Origin of the sequence: Pseudomonas sp. xss_2 (assembly GCF_043104195.1) — a bacterium.
GTDB lineage: Bacteria > Pseudomonadota > Gammaproteobacteria > Pseudomonadales > Pseudomonadaceae > Aquipseudomonas > Aquipseudomonas urmiensis.
In genome coordinates this window covers 1-18,209 of sequence record NZ_JBICKL010000075.1, presented here as the reverse complement: position 1 = coordinate 18,209, position 18,209 = coordinate 1, and the positions used below count along the sequence as shown (strand labels likewise).

Annotated in this window: 17 protein-coding genes; 4 read left to right on the top strand and 13 right to left on the bottom strand. The window is 62.6% G+C overall.

Translation table 11 applies throughout. The features are described from left to right. The 13 genes from ACF8K2_RS18290 to ccmA form a co-directional block, all read right to left on the bottom strand. The gene (locus ACF8K2_RS18290; protein ID WP_392466608.1) at window positions 1–660 is read right to left on the bottom strand and encodes a GntR family transcriptional regulator; all 660 of its coding nucleotides are present in this window, start codon (window positions 658–660) and stop codon (window positions 1–3) included. 157 nt (window positions 661–817) lie between these two features. Further along, complete coding sequence (locus ACF8K2_RS18285; RefSeq protein WP_392466605.1) at window positions 818–1,606, bottom strand: PhzF family phenazine biosynthesis protein; 789 nt, start codon at window positions 1,604–1,606, stop codon at window positions 818–820. Between the two features lie 32 nt (window positions 1,607–1,638). After that, entirely contained in the window at window positions 1,639–2,577 is a 939-nt protein-coding gene (locus ACF8K2_RS18280; protein WP_392466602.1) for a 2-hydroxyacid dehydrogenase, read from the bottom strand. Between the two features lie 165 nt (window positions 2,578–2,742). Then, window positions 2,743–3,162 carry a hypothetical protein gene (locus tag ACF8K2_RS18275; protein WP_186556013.1) on the bottom strand — a complete coding sequence of 140 codons (420 nt, stop codon included), beginning with the start codon at window positions 3,160–3,162 and terminating at the stop codon, window positions 2,743–2,745. A 12-nt stretch (window positions 3,163–3,174) separates the two neighbouring features. Next, a complete protein-coding gene (ccmI, locus tag ACF8K2_RS18270; protein WP_392466599.1) occupies window positions 3,175–4,368 on the bottom strand; it encodes a c-type cytochrome biogenesis protein CcmI in 1,194 nt (397 codons plus the stop codon). Beyond that, window positions 4,361–4,849 (bottom strand): cytochrome c-type biogenesis protein, encoded by a 489-nt coding sequence (locus ACF8K2_RS18265; protein ID WP_186556011.1) that lies wholly within the window; start codon window positions 4,847–4,849, stop codon window positions 4,361–4,363. Before ACF8K2_RS18265 ends, ccmI begins: the two co-directional genes overlap by 8 nt. Beyond that, window positions 4,846–5,382, bottom strand: a complete 537-nt coding sequence (locus ACF8K2_RS18260) for a DsbE family thiol:disulfide interchange protein (RefSeq protein WP_186556010.1) — start codon at window positions 5,380–5,382, stop codon at window positions 4,846–4,848. The genes ACF8K2_RS18265 and ACF8K2_RS18260 overlap by 4 nt, the downstream gene beginning before the upstream one ends. Continuing rightward, window positions 5,379–7,367 carry a heme lyase CcmF/NrfE family subunit gene (locus ACF8K2_RS18255; RefSeq protein ID WP_186556009.1) on the bottom strand — a complete coding sequence of 663 codons (1,989 nt, stop codon included), beginning with the start codon at window positions 7,365–7,367 and terminating at the stop codon, window positions 5,379–5,381. Before ACF8K2_RS18255 ends, ACF8K2_RS18260 begins: the two co-directional genes overlap by 4 nt. Continuing rightward, window positions 7,364–7,819 carry a cytochrome c maturation protein CcmE gene (gene ccmE, locus ACF8K2_RS18250; RefSeq protein ID WP_186556008.1) on the bottom strand — a complete coding sequence of 152 codons (456 nt, stop codon included), beginning with the start codon at window positions 7,817–7,819 and terminating at the stop codon, window positions 7,364–7,366. Before ccmE ends, ACF8K2_RS18255 begins: the two co-directional genes overlap by 4 nt. Further along, window positions 7,816–7,992, bottom strand: a complete 177-nt coding sequence (gene ccmD, locus ACF8K2_RS18245; RefSeq protein ID WP_084858204.1) for a heme exporter protein CcmD — start codon at window positions 7,990–7,992, stop codon at window positions 7,816–7,818. The genes ccmE and ccmD overlap by 4 nt, the downstream gene beginning before the upstream one ends. Then, on the bottom strand, window positions 7,989–8,756 hold the full coding sequence (locus ACF8K2_RS18240; protein ID WP_392466594.1) for a heme ABC transporter permease: 768 nt from the start codon (window positions 8,754–8,756) through the stop codon (window positions 7,989–7,991). Before ACF8K2_RS18240 ends, ccmD begins: the two co-directional genes overlap by 4 nt. 57 nt (window positions 8,757–8,813) lie before the next feature. Further along, window positions 8,814–9,482 carry a heme exporter protein CcmB gene (gene ccmB, locus ACF8K2_RS18235; RefSeq protein WP_312151499.1) on the bottom strand — a complete coding sequence of 223 codons (669 nt, stop codon included), beginning with the start codon at window positions 9,480–9,482 and terminating at the stop codon, window positions 8,814–8,816. Continuing rightward, window positions 9,479–10,111 carry a cytochrome c biogenesis heme-transporting ATPase CcmA gene (ccmA, locus tag ACF8K2_RS18230; RefSeq protein ID WP_186556005.1) on the bottom strand — a complete coding sequence of 211 codons (633 nt, stop codon included), beginning with the start codon at window positions 10,109–10,111 and terminating at the stop codon, window positions 9,479–9,481. Before ccmA ends, ccmB begins: the two co-directional genes overlap by 4 nt. Before the next feature lie 152 nt (window positions 10,112–10,263). Here ccmA and ACF8K2_RS18225 point away from each other — a divergent pair, with 152 nt between their 5' ends. The 4 genes from ACF8K2_RS18225 (at window position 10,264) to ACF8K2_RS18210 (ending at window position 17,892) form a co-directional block, all read left to right on the top strand. Next, window positions 10,264–11,832 (top strand): flagellar hook-length control protein FliK, encoded by a 1,569-nt coding sequence (locus ACF8K2_RS18225; RefSeq protein ID WP_392466590.1) that lies wholly within the window; start codon window positions 10,264–10,266, stop codon window positions 11,830–11,832. Then, window positions 11,829–12,173 (top strand): EscU/YscU/HrcU family type III secretion system export apparatus switch protein, encoded by a 345-nt coding sequence (locus ACF8K2_RS18220; protein WP_392466587.1) that lies wholly within the window; start codon window positions 11,829–11,831, stop codon window positions 12,171–12,173. The genes ACF8K2_RS18225 and ACF8K2_RS18220 overlap by 4 nt, the downstream gene beginning before the upstream one ends. Before the next feature lie 130 nt (window positions 12,174–12,303). Beyond that, window positions 12,304–15,045, top strand: a complete 2,742-nt coding sequence (locus tag ACF8K2_RS18215; RefSeq protein WP_392466584.1) for a dermonecrotic toxin domain-containing protein — start codon at window positions 12,304–12,306, stop codon at window positions 15,043–15,045. A gap of 78 nt (window positions 15,046–15,123) precedes the next feature. Further along, window positions 15,124–17,892, top strand: coding sequence for a dermonecrotic toxin domain-containing protein (locus ACF8K2_RS18210; protein ID WP_392466582.1), 2,769 nt, complete (start codon window positions 15,124–15,126; stop codon window positions 17,890–17,892). The last annotated feature ends 317 nt before the right edge of the window (window positions 17,893–18,209 follow it).

Genomic DNA, 18,209 nt, shown 5'->3' with positions numbered 1-18,209 from the left:
TCAGGTCCGCGCCAACGCCGCCAGCACCAGCTCGCAGCTGCGCTGGCAGTAGGCGACCAGCACCTCGCGGATGCGCGGCAGATCGCGCGCGACCACAGCCTCGAGCAGGCGCGAGAACAGCTCGAGGTAATCGAGCATGTTCGCCTGGCGCTGATCCAGGGCCAGGTAATAGGCGCGGCTCATGGCCGGCTGCAGGTTTTCTACGGTTTCTTGCAGGTACGGATTGTCGGCGAACGGATAGGCGGCGCGCATCACGGCAAAGCTTTCGGCGACGAAGGTCTTGATGTCGGTACTGCTGTAGGCCTGCTGCAGGCGCTGCTGAATCGCCAGGAACGGCAGCAGGTCGCTGTCAGTCCGCCATTTCTGCGCGACGGCATTGCCCAACAGGATGTAAAACTCGCCCATCAGCGCGCACAGGCTGCGCACACTGCGCTCGTCGAGTGTGGTCACATGGGCGCCACGACGCGGCAGGATCGCCACCAGATGACGACGTTCGAGGATCAACAGCGCCTCGCGCACCGAGCCGCGGCTGACGTTCAGGGCCTGGGTGACTTTTTGCTCCTGGATGCGTTCGCCCGGCGCCAGCTCGCCGCGGATGATCCGCTCGGCCAGGTGATGGGCGATCTGCTCGGAGAGGCTGTCCGGCGCCTTGAACGTCATGGTTTTCCTTCAAAATCATTGAACTGGGTACAAGGGGCGGATTGTAGCGCACTTGCCTGGAGGGCGAGCAGAGGGGCGTGGCGGTTTATTCGAGCGGTTATTGCCGATACGGGGAAGCGCTTGAAGGAGCAAGCCAAGCGCCTACCCGCCTCAATGGTCAGATGAATATTGTCCCGCGAAGATACAACGCGCCCTTGCCACTGATGATCACCCGGCCATTACCAGGCACCTGGCAGTGCAATTGGCCCTTGCGCGCGCCACCCTGCTCGCAGCTCAGGCTGCTCTGATCCAGGCGCTCGGCCCAGTATGGCGCCAGCGAGGTGTGGGCAGAACCGGTCACTGGGTCTTCATTGACCCCTACGCGCGGCCCGAACCAACGGGTGACGAAATCATACCCACGGCCCGGCGCGGTCACCGCGATCCCGCGCACATCGAACCCGGCCAACGCGACGAAGTCCGGCGCCAGGGTTTCGATCAGCGAGGCATCGTCAATCACCACCAAATAATCGTCTGTGCGATAGACCCCGCGAGCGCGGCTCAAGCCGAGCGCTTCGAGCAAGCCCGACGGCGTCTCGACCGCCACCGGCTGTTTGGCCGGGAAATCCATCGCCAGCAAGCCATCAGCGCCACGGCTGACGCGCAACTCACCGCTGCGGGTATTGAACCGCAACACCTCATCCTGCTCCCCCAATTGCTCGAACAGCACCCAAGCTGCCGCCAAGGTCGCATGCCCACACAGGTCGACCTCCACCGTCGGGGTGAACCAGCGCAAGTCATAGCCCGCCTGGTTTTTCACCAAATAAGCGGTCTCGGACAGATTGTTCTCTTCGGCAATGCGTTGCAGCAGCTCATCGTGCAGCCAGTTTTCAAGGGGGATCACCGCTGCCGGGTTGCCACCAAAGGGCTGGGCGGAAAACGCATCTACCTGGAAGATCTCAAGTTGCATGCAAAAGCTCCACGGACGGAAAACGAAAAAGCTCAAGGACGAACTGGGGTCAATACCGGCTCGCCAGCGAAGAATGCCTGCAGGTTACGCAGCACCAGGGCCACGGTATCGCGTGCAGCCTCCGGCGACTGCCCGGCAACGTGAGGCGTCAGCACGGTGTTGCCCAGCGCCTTGAGCGCATCGGGCACTGCCGGCTCGTCATCGAACACATCCAAGGCAGCGCCCGCGATCGTGCCTTGCTGCAAGGCTTCGACCAGCGCCTGGGTGTCGACCACGCTGGCACGGGCGATATTGACCAGATAGCCCTCGGCACCCAGCGCCTGAAGCACCTGCGCGTCAACCAGATGGTGGGTGTTGGCACCGCCCGGGGTGGCGACCACCAGAATATCGACCGCCTCGGCCAGGTGTTGCGGGCTGTCGTACCAGCTGTATGCAACGTCTTCACGCGGGGTGCGACTGTGGTAACTGATGGGCATGTCAAAACCCAGCGATGCACGCTTGGCAATCGCCAGCCCGACCGCACCCAGGCCGAGAATCCCTAAGCGCTTGCCCGACACCGAAGGGCTGATGACCCGGTTCCACTCAGCGCGGCGGGTACTGGCATCGGCGCGGGGGATATCGCGCAGCAGGGCCAGCAGCAGGGCCAGGGTGTGGTCGGCGACGGCTGGCGCATTGGCGCCAGCGCCATTGGTCACGGTAATGCCGCGCGCCGCTGCGGCAGGCAAGTCGACCTGCTCGTAGCCCGCGCCGATCACGCAGATGATCTGCAACTTGGGCAGGGCGTCGATTTCAGCGGCGGTCAGGCCCAGTGGCCCGCGGGTAAGGACTGCATCGATCTCGCCGGCATGGCGCACGATGGCGTCGGCGCGCAGTTGTGGCGATGGCGCGCGAATCAGGCGGTAGCCGGCCTGTTCGAGCAATGGCAGGTAATCGTCGACGGTTTCAACCAGTACCAGGACTGTCTTGCTCATGCACCCCTCCGGCTCAATGCGAGGGGGGATTATGCGCGGTTAGTGGTCAGTACAGTCAATTGGAGAATTAGGCGCTGACTGTACTGTATTGGTTAGCGAATTCTAGCAGGCCAATCCCGGTCTCATCGCTGCGACATGCCCCGCGATGAGGCCGGGACTGACACCCTATTGGGCGAAGGCACGCCCCAGGCCTCCGGGCACGCCACTGCTATCGGTCTCCTGCCACGGCCCATCCGGGCTCAGCGACCAGCTCCAGCCGCCGTCATAGCGGTAGTAGGTGCGCTGGCGGTAGAAGGTGTTGGGTTTCTTCTCCAGCACATACACGCCCAGCTTCGGATCCCAGTGGCTGGCGCCGCCCGGTGGCGGTGCGAAGCTGGCCGAGGTGCGCGGCATCGGCTTGGGAATCGCCGCTGGCTTGCTCGGCTGGGTACCCGGCTGACTGCCCGGTAGCGGCTTGACTGCCGGACCTGGACGCGGCGGTACGCTTTCGATCGGTGGCAATGGCTGCTCGACCGGCTCGCGCACCGTACACGCAGACAGACCCAGGGCCAGGGTGATCAGGGTCAAGCGGACGGTGCTGTTCATGACGGGGTTCTCTTAGCGGTCGGGGCTGTCGATGGTCAGGTGCTGAGTGCCGGCAGTGCGGTTGCTCAGCGGCGCGCTCTGGCCAACCCATTCACCTTGGGTCGGTTGGCCTGCGCGCGAGACGCGTGCAACCAGTTGGACTTCGCTGAAATCGGACAGTTTCATCTGCGGCATCATCGCGTCGGCATCGGACAACTCGACGTCGATTGGCAATTGCGCAATGGTCACCCGCTTGGCCGCGACCGGCATGGGCGGGCCTTTGCTGGCGCGGGCAAAAATGAACACGGTATCGCCCGGCTGGACTTTGTCCTTGAGCGCCGCGGCCAGTTCAACTCGCACTTTCAAACGCGCTGCAGGCGCCGCTTGCGCAGGCTTGCCAGCAGTAGCGGAAAGTTTCTCGGCGGCGCGATCGATCCCCCCTTGTAACGCCGCTCGCGAGGCATCACCCTCGGGCAGTTGCGTCAGCAAGCGCTGCCAATAATCGATAGCCTCCTGATAGCGCTCGCCCTCGAACGCAGCGATGCCACGCAGCCCCAGGCTGGTCACTTCTTTTGGATCAGCTTTGAGGGCTTCGTCGGTCAGCGTCTGCACCTGCGCGCTCCACTGCTTGTCAGCCGCGAAATACAAGGCTTGCGCCCACTGCCCCAGCAATTCGGGCTGACGGCCTGCCAAGGCTACCGCGCGCTCGAAGGTTCGCGCAGCGTCCGCCGGGCGCTGATCGGCCATATAGGCGCGACCGAGGAAATACAGGCCCTCGGCAGAATCCGGCTGCGCCTGAACCGCTCGCTCCAGACGGCTGGTCATCTCCTGCATGGACTTGGGCGCCTCGGCGAATTCGCGGGTCAGCTCGACCTGCTCGGCAGCGCCGAAATGCAGATACAGCCCCAACCCCATCACCGGCACCAGTACCGCCGCCAGCAGCGGCAGTGCCTTGCCCAGATGGCCCTGGGGCGGCGCTTGGGCCTCTTCGGTATCGGCCAGCAGCTCGCGCGCCGCTTCATCGCGGCCGCTCGCCAGTTGCTCGGCATCGAGCACGCCGGCAGCCTGTTGTGCAGTCAATTCGGCAACCCGCTCCTGGTACAGGGCCACGTTGAGGGCGGTGCGGTCTTCTTCCTGCTGGCGACGACGGCCACGCAGGATCGGGATCAGCAAAAAGCCGAGGGCAGCGAGCAACAGCAGGCCCGCGCTAAGCCAGAATTCAGTCATGGGTACGTTCTTTTTCCAGCAGTTTGGCGAGACGTTCGCGTTGTTCGGCAGACAGCTCCTGGGAGCCAGCGGCCACTGGGCGCCGACGCCGACGGACGATCACCGCCAGCACCACGAAGCCACCGAGCAGAAGGATCCCTGGGCCGAACCAGAGCAGCCAGGTGCGCCCGCTCAGGGCCGGTTTGTAGCGCACGAAGTCGCCGTAGCGGTCGACCATGAACTCGACGATCTGCTGATTGCTCTTGCCTTCGCCGAGCATGCGGAAGATCTCCCGGCGCAGGTCGGCGGCGATCGGCGCGTTGGAGTCGGCGATGTCCTGGTTCTGGCACTTGGGGCAGCGCAGCTCCTTGGTCAGTTGCTGATAGCGCTCGCGCTCGGCGTCGTCACGAAACTGATAGGTATCGATGGCCGCCCTGGCCACCCCGGCCAGGCCCAAGCCGAGAAAGAGCCCCAGCACAGCGGCTGCCAACCCCCGCTTCATGGCTTGGCCTCATCGACCAGGCCCTGGTACAGCGGCGCCAACTGCTCGCGCCACACCGTGGCATCGACGACGCCGACATGCTTGTAGCGAATGATGCCCTTGGCATCGATCAGGAAGGTCTCCGGCGCGCCATACACGCCCAGGTCCAGCCCGAGGCTGCCCTGCTCATCGCGGATGTCCAGCTGATAGGGGTTGTGGAATTCGGCCAGCCATTTAAGCGCGGCGGCGTTGTCGTCCTTGTAGTTGACGCCATGAATCACCACGCCCTGCTCGGCCAACTGGTTCAGGTACGGGTGCTCGACCTTGCACGATGGGCACCAGGTGCCCCACACGTTGACCAGCGCCGGGCGGCCCAACAGATCCGCCTGGGTCAGGGTTCGCTCGCCCTGCACCGAGGCCAGGGAGAACGCCGGGAACGGCTTGCCGATCATTGCCGAAGGCAGTTCGTCGGGCTTGAGGAACAGCCCCTTGTAGAGAAACACCGCCATCAGCAGGAACACCGCCAATGGCACGACCATGATCCAACGCTTCATGCAGTTGCTCCAGACACGCCCAGGACATCACGCACCCGGGTCTTGACCTTGACGCGGTAGCGCCGGTCGAAGGCCGCCAGCAAGCCGCCCAGGCCGGTCAACAGACCGCCCAGCCAGATCCAGCGAACGTAAGGCTTGATGTGCACCCGCACCGCCCAGGCGCCGTTCTCCAACGGCTCGCCGAGGGCGACATACAGGTCACGGGTGAAGCCGGCATCGATGCCGGCCTCGGTCATCATCGACTGCTGCACGGTGTACAGGCGCTTCTCGGGATGCAGCACGGAGATCTCCCGACCATCACGCGAGACCCGCACAGTGCCCTTGTCGGAGATGAAGTTCGGCCCCTCGAAGTGCTTGGCGCCTTCGAACAGGAAGTGATAGCCGCCCAGCTCGACACTCTCGCCCGGCGCCATGCGCAGGTCGCGCTCGGCGCTGTTGTTGCTCGACAGCACCACGCCCAGGGCGCACACCGCCAGGCCCAGGTGCGCCAGGTGCATGCCCCAGTAGCTGCGCGACAGGCCGCGCAGGCCCTTGCCCAGGCCTTTGTGGCGGGTCTTGTCGAGGATGTCGCGCAGCCCGGCCAGAACCACCCAGGCCGCCAGGGCGAAGGTCGCCAGCGCCGGCCAGTCGAAGTCGTCGGCGATAAACCCTGCGACCGGCGCGAGGATCGCGCTGCCAATCAGTACCGGGGTCAGCATGCTTGCCAGCCACTTGCCGGGGGTATCTTTCCAGCGCACCAGTACGCCGACACCGAGCACCACCATCAGCAGCGCCATCAACGGCAGGAACAAGGCATCGAAATACGGCGGGCCGACCGACAGCTTGGCGCCGGTCAGGGCATCGAGCACCAGTGGGTAGAGGGTGCCGAGCAGGATCATCGACGCGGCCACCACCAGCACCAGGTTGTTGGCCAGCAGCAGCGTCTCACGCGACCACAGGGCGAAACCTACGTGGCTCTTGACCACTGGCGCGCGCAGGGCGAACAAGGTCAGCGAGCCGCCGACCACGAACAGCAGGAAGATCAGGATGAACACGCCGCGCGAAGGGTCGGCGGCAAACGCGTGCACTGAGGTCAGCACCCCGGAGCGAACCAGGAATGTGCCCAGCAGGCTCAGCGAGAAGGCGGCAATCGCCAGCAACACCGTCCAGCTCTTGAACACCCCGCGTTTTTCCGTGACGGCCAGCGAGTGGATCAGCGCCGTGCCGACCAGCCAGGGCATGAACGAGGCGTTTTCGACCGGGTCCCAGAACCACCAACCGCCCCAGCCCAACTCGTAGTAAGCCCACCACGAGCCCAGGGTGATACCGACGCCGAGGAAGGCCCAGGCGACGATGGTCCACGGCCGCGACCAACGCGCCCAGGCCGCATCCAGGCGGCCGCCGAGCAAGGCGGCGATGGCGAAGGCGAAGGCCACCGAGAACCCGACATAGCCCATGTAGAGCATCGGCGGATGGACGATCAGGCCGAAGTCCTGCAGCAAGGGGTTGAGGTCGCGACCATCGGTCGGCACCTGCGGCAACAGGCGCTGGAACGGGTTGGAGGTGATGATCAGGAACGACAGGAAGCCGACGCTGATCATGCCCATCACCGCCAGCACCCGGGCCAGCATCACCTGTGGCAACTGGCGCGAGAACACCGATACGGCAAAGGTCCAGCCGCCGAGGATCAACGCCCACAGCAGCAGCGAGCCCTCGTGCGCGCCCCACACCGCGCTGAACTTGTAGTACCAAGGCAAGGCGCTGTTGGAGTTGCTGGCGACATAGGCGACCGAGAAGTTGTCGGTCATGAAGGCGTGGGTCAGGCAGGCGAAGGCAAAGCTGAGGAAGGCGAACTGGCCCCAGGCCGCCGGGCGCGCCAGGCTCATCCACAGGCTGTCGCCGCGCCAGGCGCCGAGCAGCGGCACGCTGGCCTGCACTACGGCAAAGCAGATCGCCAGGATCATCGCCAGCTGGCCCAGTTCAGGGATTACCAAGGCTGCGTTCATGGTTTGCGCTCCACGCCATTTGCCGCCTGGCCGCTTTCCTTGAGGGCTTTGGTGACCTCTGGCGGCATGTATTTCTCATCGTGCTTGGCCAGTACTTCGTCGGCCACCACCTCGCCCTGGGCATTGAGTTTGCCCAGGGCGACGATGCCCTGCCCTTCGCGGAACAGGTCAGGCAGGATGCCGCGGTAGGTGATTGGCACCGACTTGTTGAAGTCGGTGACCACGAAGCGTACGTCCAGCGAGTCGGACGAGCGCTGCACCGAGCCTTTCTCGACCATGCCGCCAGCGCGGATGCGGGTGTCCTGTGGTGCTTCGCCGTTAGCGATCTGGGTCGGTGTATAGAACAGGTTGATGTTCTGCTGCAGGGCACTCAGGGCGAAGCCAAGGGCGATGCCGACACCGACCAGCAGGCCGAGGATGAGCAACAGGCGTTTCTTGCGCTGCGGATTCACTGGTTGTTCTCCCGGCGCAGACGGCGCGCCTCTTCTTGCAGGTAGCGACGTCGGGCCAGCAGTGGCGCCGCGACATTGAGCGCCAGCACGGCCAGGCAGATGCCGTAGGCCGACCAGACGTACAGGCCATGGTGGCCCATGGCGAGAAAATCGCCGAACGAGGCAAAGCTCATCGCACCGCCCTCTGACCCAGACTGTTCAACACTTCCTCCCTGACCCAACTGGCGCGCGCCTCGCGCTTGAGCACTTCAAGGCGCATGCGCAGCAGCAGCACCGCGCCGAAGAAGCAGTAGAAGCCCAACACCGTCAGCAGCAACGGCAGCCACATCTCGACCGGCATGGCGGGCTTTTCGGTAAGGGTGAAGGTCGCGCCCTGGTGCAGGGTGTTCCACCACTCAACCGAGTACTTGATGATCGGAATATTGACCACGCCGACGATCGCCAGCACCGCGCAGGCCTTGGCCGAGCTGTCACGATTGCTGATCGCCTGGCCCAGCGCAATGATGCCGAAGTACAGGAAAAGCAGGATAAGCATCGACGTAAGGCGGGCATCCCAGACCCACCAGCTACCCCAGGTCGGCTTGCCCCAGATCGCCCCGGTCAGCAATGCCACCGCAGTCATCCAGGCGCCAATGGGCGCCGCGCACTGCAGGGCGACGTCGGCGATCTTCATCTTCCATACCAGACCGACGATGCCGGCCACCGCCAGCAGCACGTAGCACGACTGCGCCAGCATGGCAGCAGGCACGTGGATATAGATGATGCGAAAGCTGTTGCCTTGCTGGTAGTCCTGCGGGGCGAACGCCAGGCCCCAGGTGATGCCCACCGCCAGCAGCGCGATGGCAGCGACGGTCAGCCACGGCAGCATGCGGCCGCTGATGGCATAGAACCATTTGGGGGAACCGAGCTTATGGAACCACGTCCAGCTTATTTTCATCAGGGTACATCCGGTCTTGGCTGGGCTTTAGGCGTCAATCCGTAGGCCCAGATCTCGTTATTCGCCGACGCTGATCTTCAGGCCGGCCGCTATCGCAAAGGGTGCCAAGGTCACAGCCAGGGCAGTCAGGCTGGCCAGCCACAACAAATGGCCGGTCGCTGGCATATTCTGCAACGCCGCATGCAAGGCGCCACTGCCCAGGATCAATACTGGGATATACAACGGCAAGATCAGCAACGCCAGCAGCAAACCGCCGCGCTTGAGACCGACCGTCAGCGCCGCGCCCACCGCACCGAGCAAACTCAGTATCGGCGTGCCCAGCAGCAGCGAGGCGAGCAACACCGGCAGGCAACTCGATGGCAGACCGAGCATCAGTGCCAGTAGCGGAGCCAACAATACCAGCGCCAGCCCGGAAAAGATCCAGTGCGCCAGCACCTTGGCCAGCACCAGCATCGGCAACGGATGCGGCGACAGCACCCATTGCTCGAGTGAGCCGTCCTCGAAATCACTGCGAAACAGCCCGTCCAGCGAGAGCAATACCGCCAGCAAAGCGGCGACCCAGACCAGCCCCGGCGACAAGGTTTGCAACAATTGTGTCTCAGGGCCGACCGCCAGTGGAAACAAGGCGACCACGATCGCGAAGAACACCAAGGGGTTGGCCAACTCCGCCGGGCGGCGGAACAACAAGCGGGCCTCGCGCCGCAACAACAGGACAAATACGCTCATGCCGCCCACTGCCCCACATTCAGTTCACGATAACCGGACGGCTTGCGCTCGAGGGTGTGATGGGTGGTCAACACGACCGTGCCACCGGCTTCGCAGTGGGCCGCCAGATGCGCCTCAAGCTGAGCCACACCCTGTTTATCCAGGGCAGTGAACGGTTCGTCGAGGATCCACAGCGGTGGGCTGTGCAGATACAGTCGAGCCAGCGCCACGCGGCGCTGCTGGCCGGCCGACAAGGTGTGACACGGCACATCCTCGAAGCCGCGCAGGCCCACCGCTGCCAGCGCCTGCCAGATAGCCTCGGGGGTGGCGGGCTGGTGCAGGGCGCACAGCCAGGCGAGGTTCTCTTCGGCAGTGAGCAGGTCCTTGATGCCAGCGGCATGGCCGATCCACAAGAGGATGCTGGCCAGGGCATGGCGCTGCTCGGTCAACGGCTGGCCATTGAGCAGGATCTGTCCGGCAGTCGGCTGCATCAACCCCGCCAACAGGCGCAGCAGACTGGTCTTGCCGCTGCCGTTAGGGCCGCTGACCTGGAGCATGTCGCCAGGGCGCAGCTGAAAATCCAGGTGCTCGAACAGCAGGCGCCAGTCGCGCTCGCAGGCCAGGCCAGTGGCTTGAAGGTCCAGGGTCACGGTTTCGCCTTATTCTGTGTCGGGTCTCGGCCAATATCTCAAGTCACCCCCTGCCCTGCCGTTATAGTGGGCAGTGGCGGGCGGCGCGGGCGGCATTATTACATGCGACGACTCGCTGCCAAGAGGGCTGGCTCCACAGGTTGTATACAATCATGACCGAAATCAATAGTCTCGGCGCACAAACCGCGCTAGGCCCGCAAGCGGCCAAGGCCGCCATGACCGGCGAACTGCTGCGCCTGCTGCAGCCGCAGCCCGGTCTCGTGCCGCCTGGCGAAACGGCCAAGGCCGAGGTAATGTCCTTGCGCCAGCTGGGCGTCGACTTCCAGTTGCTGCTGCGCCTGACCCTGGCCAACGGTACCCAGAGCCAAGTTCAGACCACTGCCAGCCAGCCACTGCCACCCGGCACTCAGTTGATGGTCAGCCAGGCTGACGGCAACCGCCTGGCGGTCATGGTGCAGCAGGCCAACGCCAGCAACGTCGCCACCCTCACCCGCCTGGACACCGCACAAATACCGGTGGGCACCCTGCTGCAAGGCAAAGTGCTGACTAACCAAGCGCTGCCGGTCAATCCTGGCGAGGCGGCCAGTTTCCGTTCGCTGGTCAGCCTGCTCAACAGCAGCCAGGCCGGCGCCACCTTGAGCATCGAAAGCCCCCGGCCACTGGCGGTCGGCAGCCTGCTCAGCGCCTTGGTGCAAAGCGATCAATCTTTGCGTTTCGTGCCGCTGAGCGGTCGTCAGGATCAATTGCTGGTCTCCCAGCAGTTGGCCTCGCAACAGAGCCGACAGGCATCGCTGCCAGGGGTATTGAACGCGCTGCAACAATTGACCAGCAGCCCTGGTGGCACTGGCGAACTGCGCGCCAGCGCCGAGCGCCTGTTGGCCAGCCTGCCGCAGGCCAGTCAACTGGGCGATGCCAAGGCGGTGGCGCAAGCGCTGAACAACAGCGGCGCATTTCTCGAGGCGAAACTGCTGGGCGGCTTGAGCGCAGGCATCGTGCCCGACCTCAAGGCGCAGTTGGTCAGGCTGGTGGCGCAAGCTTTGCCCGGCGTGCCGGGCAACCCAATGCTCAATCCGACCATTGCCGCTAACACCCTGGCCCAAGTGCTGCCTGGCATGGCGCGCAGTGCCTTGGGGATGCTCGACAAGGTTAGCCCGCGGCCACAACCGGGTAGCTTTCCGCTGCCCTCGCGCCTGCTGCAAAACCTTGAGCAGGAGGCCGACCTGCAACAGCTGCTGCGCCTGGCCGCCGCCGCCATCTCGCGCCTGCAAAGCCATGCCCTGTCCAGCTTGCAGCAGACCGGTACGCTGGATAACGGCAACCTGCAGACCACCTGGCAAACCGAGATCCCCGTGCGTCATGGCCAGGACTTCATCCCCTTGCAGGTCAAACTGCAACGCGAGGAGACGCCGCAGCAGCAAGCCGACCCGCAGCGTGAGCAACGTGATCCACAGCAATCGCTATGGCGCATCGAGCTGGCATTCGACCTGGCCCCGCTTGGCCCGTTGCAGGTGCAGGCGCAACTGAGCCAAGGCCGGCTGTCCGGGCAGTTGTGGGCGGAGCTACCGCGCACCGCCGAGCTGATCGACAGCCAACTGGGCCACCTGCGAGAGCGTCTGCTCCAGCGTGGCCTGGATGTAGGGGATCTGGAGTGCCGCCCCGGTATCCCGCCGCAAGGCCCTCGGACCCGACTGGAGCAACGCTGGGTGGACGAAACCGCATGAGCAAGCAACCGCCACGTCAGGCCATCGCGCTGAGCTATGACGGCCAGCAGGCGCCCACCCTCAGCGCCAAGGGCGATGACGCCCTGGCCGAAGCGATCCTGGCGATCGCCCGCGAACACGAAGTACCAATCTACGAGAACGCCGAGCTGGTCCGCCTGCTGGCACGCCTGGAGCTGGGCGAGCAGATTCCCGAAGCGTTGTACCTGACCATCGCCGAAATCATTGCCTTCGCCTGGCAGCTACGCGGCAAAGTCCCGGCGGGCTTCAACGACGAGTTCGTCAGCGAGCGTGATATCAGCCCTTCTGTACTGGGCTTGCCCACAGGTCGAGGAAATAATTAGTTACCTAAGGTATGACTCGATGCGCAGCCCTGACGGGCAAATGTATGACTGGCGGGCGTAGCACTATCTAGTGCCTGCTAGCCGCTGCTCTGGGCGAACCTTGAGCTTTACAGCTCTGGATCAGCCCGCCATGTCTTATCTCAAAACCTCACCAGCTGAGTTGGTGCGCGAAGCCCTTGAGAACTTTCCGCGCCCTGACCAACAAGCCCAAGCGCTGCTCAAAGACTGGTTGAGTGAACGTGGGGTAACCACCTCTCCCACAGACATCGAAGTGGTCACCCTGCATTACCAAAGCGCGCGCAACGCGGGTTCGCCAGCACTGCAGGGTGACCACGCTGTAGTCAGTCAAAAGATGAACCTGGTCCAGGCACTACTGAGTAACTGGCAAGGTGAACCTGCCGAGGGATACCACGGCTTCCACTACGGCAACTGGGCTGGCATGGCGCCAAGCAGCACGGTCAGGCTGGTCGATCATCTGCACACTCCCGGGGCGCCATCCAACTTCTCCGAATACCTGGTATTCAATGGCCTGTATCTGCGCAAGGCAATTGCCGAATATGGACCGGCAACGCAGATAGGCATACGTGCAGAGGACTTTCAGTCATTCATCTGGGGCCTGCATTTTCACCAACGCTTCAAGCAAGCCCTGGATGACTACTGGAAGCATCACCTGGCGCTGTATCAACGAGCACTGAAGATCAGCTTGATCGCCGCCTGCAACAAGCAAGTCGAGCAAGGCAGCCTGTCGGAACAGGGGCGGCGCCTGGCGTGGCAGGCGTTGGGGCTGATTCGCCAGCGCGGCACACCGCTTCAGGCGTCGATGCTCAACGTCTACGGCTACAGCGCCACCTCGATCCTGTACCTGAAACACGCGGACAGTGATTTCACCCTGCTCTACCTGCCCGGCAACGCTTCCCCCTTGCACGAGTTCACCGACCAGTCAGCCATGAAACAGTGGTTCGCCAAGCAGTGCCAGGATCCTACCCGACGCCATGCCCTACTCGATTGTTTCGCCCGCGCCGACTGGCCAGACGGCCTGGATTTCAGTGGCCTGGATACTGCTTTGCAAGGCCTGGGCGTGTATCCCAATGCGCACCGTTTGAGCAGCAATGCCAGTGGCTTTGCCACCAGCGGTCTGTGGCAGCCCAATGAGATGATCAACTACAAGGTTGCTCGATACAGCCCGCCGATACAGGGCGACCTGTTCCAGCACCTTGCCCAGCGCTACAAATATCGCAGCTACCAGGATGCCGACAGTCGAATCATCACCAATCACCAGGTCAACAAGTCCAAATGGGGCAGTTACCTGGATGTCGCGATGGGACTTTTGGCGCCATTGGTGCTGGTGGTCCCAGAGCTCGCCCCACTGCTGGTCGTTGGTGGATTGGCCCAGTTCAGCCTGGGGCTGGACCAAGTAATCAATGGCAAGACCCTGCAAGAAAAAGCCGAGGGTGTCGCCAGCCAAACCTTCGGCTTGTTCAACGCGCTACCAGCAGCCACAAACATCCTGGCCCGATCAGACGCCATCTTTCGCTACAGCCGCCCAGGCTTCCACCTGTCACCGCGCCTGCGCGAAGTGCTTGGCGATGCGCCGATCCCTAACCCCTCCTCCCCTGTGGAGCTGGAGCTGCAACCGGCGGAGCTGGCCTTTCGCGACGATCCACGCCTCGTCGGCACGCCTGGAGCTCCCGTCAGCACGTACATCAATGCCCAGTTCACCCCACGTTTTTCAGCAATTCTCGAAGAGCCCCAAGGACCTGTCAGCGCCTCGGTGTACTACGATCTCGAAAGTGACAGTTTCATCCGCAGCGACGACCTGACGCTGGTCAACCCCCCAAGATGGGTCACCAATTCAACTACTCCCACAGCGCTGGTAAGGCGCACCAGTGGCCGCCTGGTCACAGACCAACAACGTATGCGCAGCCTTCGCAGGCTGGGTATTGCCCTGCACTTGCCTATCGATCTTGCGGCCTACGACAAGGTCGCACGCCAACCTATCCCCCGGCTCATCTCAAGCATCTGGGTAGGTGACCGAGTCATTGGAGAGGAGTTTCTCGCTGCCCTGGAGCACAACGCGCACGTCTTGGCGAACAGTAACTACCGCTATCAGCTCTACCTGTCGCGAATGAACCCTAGCGTCTTCCGGCAAAACCGCACATTGCTCACAGCCAAAGCCCCTACATTGATAATCAAGCCTCTGGAAAGCGAAAAGTTCTACCAAGACTTCAGCCGCTCGCCGTACTTCGCCCAGTATCAGGCTGCAATCAACGGTAACGGCGGGGCTGCGACCAACTTCAGCTCGGCCAGCGACATCCTGCGGTATCGGCTACTTAACGAGACCGGCGGGCTCTACATCGATGCAGACGATCGTCTGCTACAAACCGAATCGCTCAAGGGCCCCGAGAACAGGCTGGACCAGCTCGAGCTGCGCGCCAGCGCTCAGGAACTGCTGCTCGCCCCGCCGGTATCCAACGAACAACTGGGCATGTACTTCAAGTACAACAACAGCTTGCTCGGCAGCCACCCGGCCAATCCAACACTAGACGCCATTTCCCAGGAAATCCTCGAACGTTTCGCCCAAGACCCAACCTTCTACGATGTGCGCCCCGACCCTGACCTGGAGCCGATGGCATTCAATGCCTATGCCCGCCGCCTCAGCCGACTGACCGGGCCACACGTGCTCAACGATATAATCGACCAAGAGCTGCCCTCGTTGCGCCAGCTGCGTGAGCTTTGCGTACTGGTGATTTCGCCGTTGCGCGACCTGCATCAAGCGCTTGACCTGAGTGAGTTCGTGAACGTTGTGCACACCCGCTTGCCATTGGGCCGGATCGCAGAAATTGGCCATGCCCACAGCTGGCGAACGACCTGACGGGGTGAGCGTTATGTACCACGCGGGCGTCTGCCTGATCGGCAAACCTATCGCTCTCTTCTCAGCAAGGTGAGCGACATGCCCATAGCTACGATCAACACGGCCGGTGTGCAGTACGTGCGCGACCATCTGGCCAACTTCCCCCGCCCTGACCGTGCAGCCAGCCAGGCGCTTGGCGAGTGGGCTGCACGCAACGGTGTGGACGTGCCCCTAGATCAGGTCGATGTGGTGACCCTGCATTATCGTCCCGATGGCGCACGCGGCTACCAAGCGGTGATCACCCAGCGCCTGAGCCTGACTCAGGCGGTGTTGTCCAACTGGCAGGGCGAATCTAACAACGATGCCTTGGGTGCACTGTTCTCCGCGCCCTGGGCGGGCAGTTTTCCAGACGGTCCGCTTACCATCGTCGAGCGCCTGGAACCCCTTGGGGCGCTGGACAATAGCGCGCCATTTCTAGTGTTCAACGGATTGTTCCGACGCGCAGAGCCTGCGCGCTACGACCGCTCAACGCATCTGCAAATCAGCGCCGAAGGCTTGCAGCAGTTCATCGGAACGCTGGACTTCAGTACCCGCTATAAAACCCAGCTGGATCACTACTGGCAGAACCACTTTCACAGCCATCGCCTGAGCGCAAAGCTCAACTTCATTGCCGCCTGCAATAAGCAGGTCGAGCAAGGCAGCCTCAGTGATGACGCCCGTAAGTTGGCCTGGAGAGTGGCAGGTCTGATGCCACGCGGGCGCAAACTGCGGGTGAGCACCCTGAGTGTGTACGGCTATGCCACCACCGATCTGCTGTTCATCAATGACGCCATCACGGACTTGACCTTGCTGTACATACCCGGCAACAGTTCGCCGCTGCTGGAATTCACCAGCACACTCGAGTGTAAGGACTGGTTTGGCCATCAATGCCAAGACCCAGCCAAGCGCAATGCACTGAAACACCATTTCAGCCTGGCCGACGGGCCAGATGGCCTCGGCTTCAGCGGTGTGGACACCGCCCTTGCCGGTATCGGCGAATACCCGGCAATCCACCGTTTTTCGTCTGACCGACCAGGCTTTACTACCGATGGCCGCTGGTCAGCGCGCGACTACGTCAACTATCGCCCGAGAAAATACAACGTACTGCTCACAGAAGACGTCTTTCAAACGCTGACCGAACGCCAACGTACGCGCAGCTATGCCGATGCCGACTTCATCATCACCAGTGACAGCGAGGTCAGCAAAGCCAAGTGGCGCGACTTCCTCAACTCGGCGCTCAGCCTGCTGCTGCCGCTAACATTCGTAATACCAGGGCTGGCTCCCCTATTGGCGGTCGGCGGGCTCGCCCAGTTTGGCCTGGGGCTGGATCGGGCAATCAATGGCAAGACCCTCCAGGACAAGGCCGAAGGTGTGGATGACATCGTCTATGGCCTGTTCAATGCCGTCCCGCTGGCGACAGAGGCGCTAGCCAAGGTGGGGGAAGTTTTTCAGGTCAAGCGCGCCGGCTTCATCCTCCCCAGTCGTATCAACGAGCAGTTGGGCTACCCCTTGAGCCCCGTCGACCCTCCCCGCTTGCCTGAACAGAAGGTCGGCGCCTACTTCCATCAGCCTGAACCCATTGCTGCGCTGGAGGACGGTTCAAGTCTCAGCCATCCGGTGTCACGGGTACCTCAATACAACGGTAAGCCCGACCTGTTGCGTGCCCTTACCATTGTCAATGGTAACGAGCTGGTCGAACTTGATTTGATCTACGACATGGAACTGGACCTGTTCCTCGATCAATCCCAACTCAATGAGGTTGAACCAACCTACTACCAAGCTACTGCCGGCGACTTCGACGTCAAACCTGCCAACCCCAGTAGCCGCCCAGTCACCGATCAGATGCGCACTCTCTCCCTGCGCGCGCTGGGTGTGGACCTGCCCATCCCAGTCCAGCTACCCGCCCCGGCGCAGGGAGCCTTGCCGATTCCAAAGACGATTTTCTCGCTATGGGTCGGCGACAGGGTCATCAATCCTGAACTGGTGCAAAACCTTGCCAGAAACGCGCGTCGTCTGAAGATCAGCCAGTACCGGTACAGCTTGTTACTGTCCAAGGCCAACCCGGAGGCATACGCGCAAAACCTGCGGCTATTGACTGAGCAGGCGCCGGAGCTGGTCGTGGAGACGTTGGAGGAGCAGGCGTATTTCAAGGAGTTCGAACAAAGCAAGTATTACGCCCAGTATCAGGCCGCTCTCGACGGCAATGGCGGAGTTGCCTGTAATTTCGCCTCGGCCTCGGACGTGTTGCGTTATCCGATGCTGCATCAGCGTGGCGGCCTTTACATGGATGTGGACGATCAATTGCTCACTGCTGGCAATCTGCGCTTGGGCTGCATTGGAGCATCGGGGGGGTGTGCGGCGGAGGCGATCGATCAGGTCGAACTGGTCACTCACGACCGGGGATTGCTGGTGCAGCCGGCCATGAGCAATGAAGAGTTGGGCATGAACCATCAGTACAACACCAGCATGATCGGCAGCCATTCAGGTAACCCTACCTTGTTGGCCATTTCTGAAGAAATGCATGCGCGGTACCAGGCAGACCTTGAGTTCTATCATTCCAGGCCGAGCAAAGTGCAGGATCCGCAGGCGTTTTATGCCTATGCCCGTCGCTTGAGCGAGCTTACCGGGCCGGGGCTGTTCACGGATATCGTTGATCGGCTGCTACCAGAGTTGTATCGCTTGCGGCAATTGCGAAAGCTGTACGGCATGCCGCGTACAGGGAGCTGGCTGTATGTGGATATCGATGCATGGAAAACGGCAGAGCGGGAGCTGGTGCCGTTGAGTCGATTTGCGTTGGTGGGGAGTCAGAATTCTTGGGTTCATACCTGAGGGGCTTGGGGCTTGGGGCTTGGGGCTATTGGAGCATATCCATTTGATGTGGCGATGCCACTGGCCCCTTCCGCCTTTACGGCGGCTTACTTTTCTCTTGGGAAAAGTAAGCAAAACCGCTCGCTCCTACATACGGCCCTCCGCTGCGCTACGGGTCCCTTCGCGCCGGCGCCTTCCGGGCCCGCGCGGCCTACGATTTGCTGCGCAAATCTACATCTCGCGCCTTCGGCTGCGCCGAAGGGTGCTGCGCACCTGGCCCTCCAGGCACCTCTGCTCAGCCTCCTGAAGTCGCGAATCTGCGGCGCCTGGAATTGCGC

Excerpts from the sequence above, each read along its gene's own strand:
- ACF8K2_RS18290 (WP_392466608.1), bottom strand. The coding sequence starts at position 660 with ATGACGTTCAAGGCGCCGGACAGCCTCTCCGAGCAGATCGCCCATCAC.
- ACF8K2_RS18285 (WP_392466605.1), bottom strand. The coding sequence starts at position 1,606 with ATGCAACTTGAGATCTTCCAGGTAGATGCGTTTTCCGCCCAGCCCTTT.
- ACF8K2_RS18280 (WP_392466602.1), bottom strand. The coding sequence starts at position 2,577 with ATGAGCAAGACAGTCCTGGTACTGGTTGAAACCGTCGACGATTACCTG.
- ACF8K2_RS18275 (WP_186556013.1), bottom strand. The coding sequence starts at position 3,162 with ATGAACAGCACCGTCCGCTTGACCCTGATCACCCTGGCCCTGGGTCTG.
- ccmI (WP_392466599.1), bottom strand. The coding sequence starts at position 4,368 with ATGACTGAATTCTGGCTTAGCGCGGGCCTGCTGTTGCTCGCTGCCCTC.
- ACF8K2_RS18265 (WP_186556011.1), bottom strand. The coding sequence starts at position 4,849 with ATGAAGCGGGGGTTGGCAGCCGCTGTGCTGGGGCTCTTTCTCGGCTTG.
- ACF8K2_RS18260 (WP_186556010.1), bottom strand. The coding sequence starts at position 5,382 with ATGAAGCGTTGGATCATGGTCGTGCCATTGGCGGTGTTCCTGCTGATG.
- ACF8K2_RS18255 (WP_186556009.1), bottom strand. The coding sequence starts at position 7,367 with ATGAACGCAGCCTTGGTAATCCCTGAACTGGGCCAGCTGGCGATGATC.
- ccmD (WP_084858204.1), bottom strand. The coding sequence starts at position 7,992 with ATGAGCTTTGCCTCGTTCGGCGATTTTCTCGCCATGGGCCACCATGGC.
- ACF8K2_RS18240 (WP_392466594.1), bottom strand. The coding sequence starts at position 8,756 with ATGAAAATAAGCTGGACGTGGTTCCATAAGCTCGGTTCCCCCAAATGG.
- ccmB (WP_312151499.1), bottom strand. The coding sequence starts at position 9,482 with ATGAGCGTATTTGTCCTGTTGTTGCGGCGCGAGGCCCGCTTGTTGTTC.
- ACF8K2_RS18225 (WP_392466590.1), top strand. The coding sequence starts at position 10,264 with ATGACCGAAATCAATAGTCTCGGCGCACAAACCGCGCTAGGCCCGCAA.
- ACF8K2_RS18220 (WP_392466587.1), top strand. The coding sequence starts at position 11,829 with ATGAGCAAGCAACCGCCACGTCAGGCCATCGCGCTGAGCTATGACGGC.
- ACF8K2_RS18215 (WP_392466584.1), top strand. The coding sequence starts at position 12,304 with ATGTCTTATCTCAAAACCTCACCAGCTGAGTTGGTGCGCGAAGCCCTT.
- ACF8K2_RS18210 (WP_392466582.1), top strand. The coding sequence starts at position 15,124 with ATGCCCATAGCTACGATCAACACGGCCGGTGTGCAGTACGTGCGCGAC.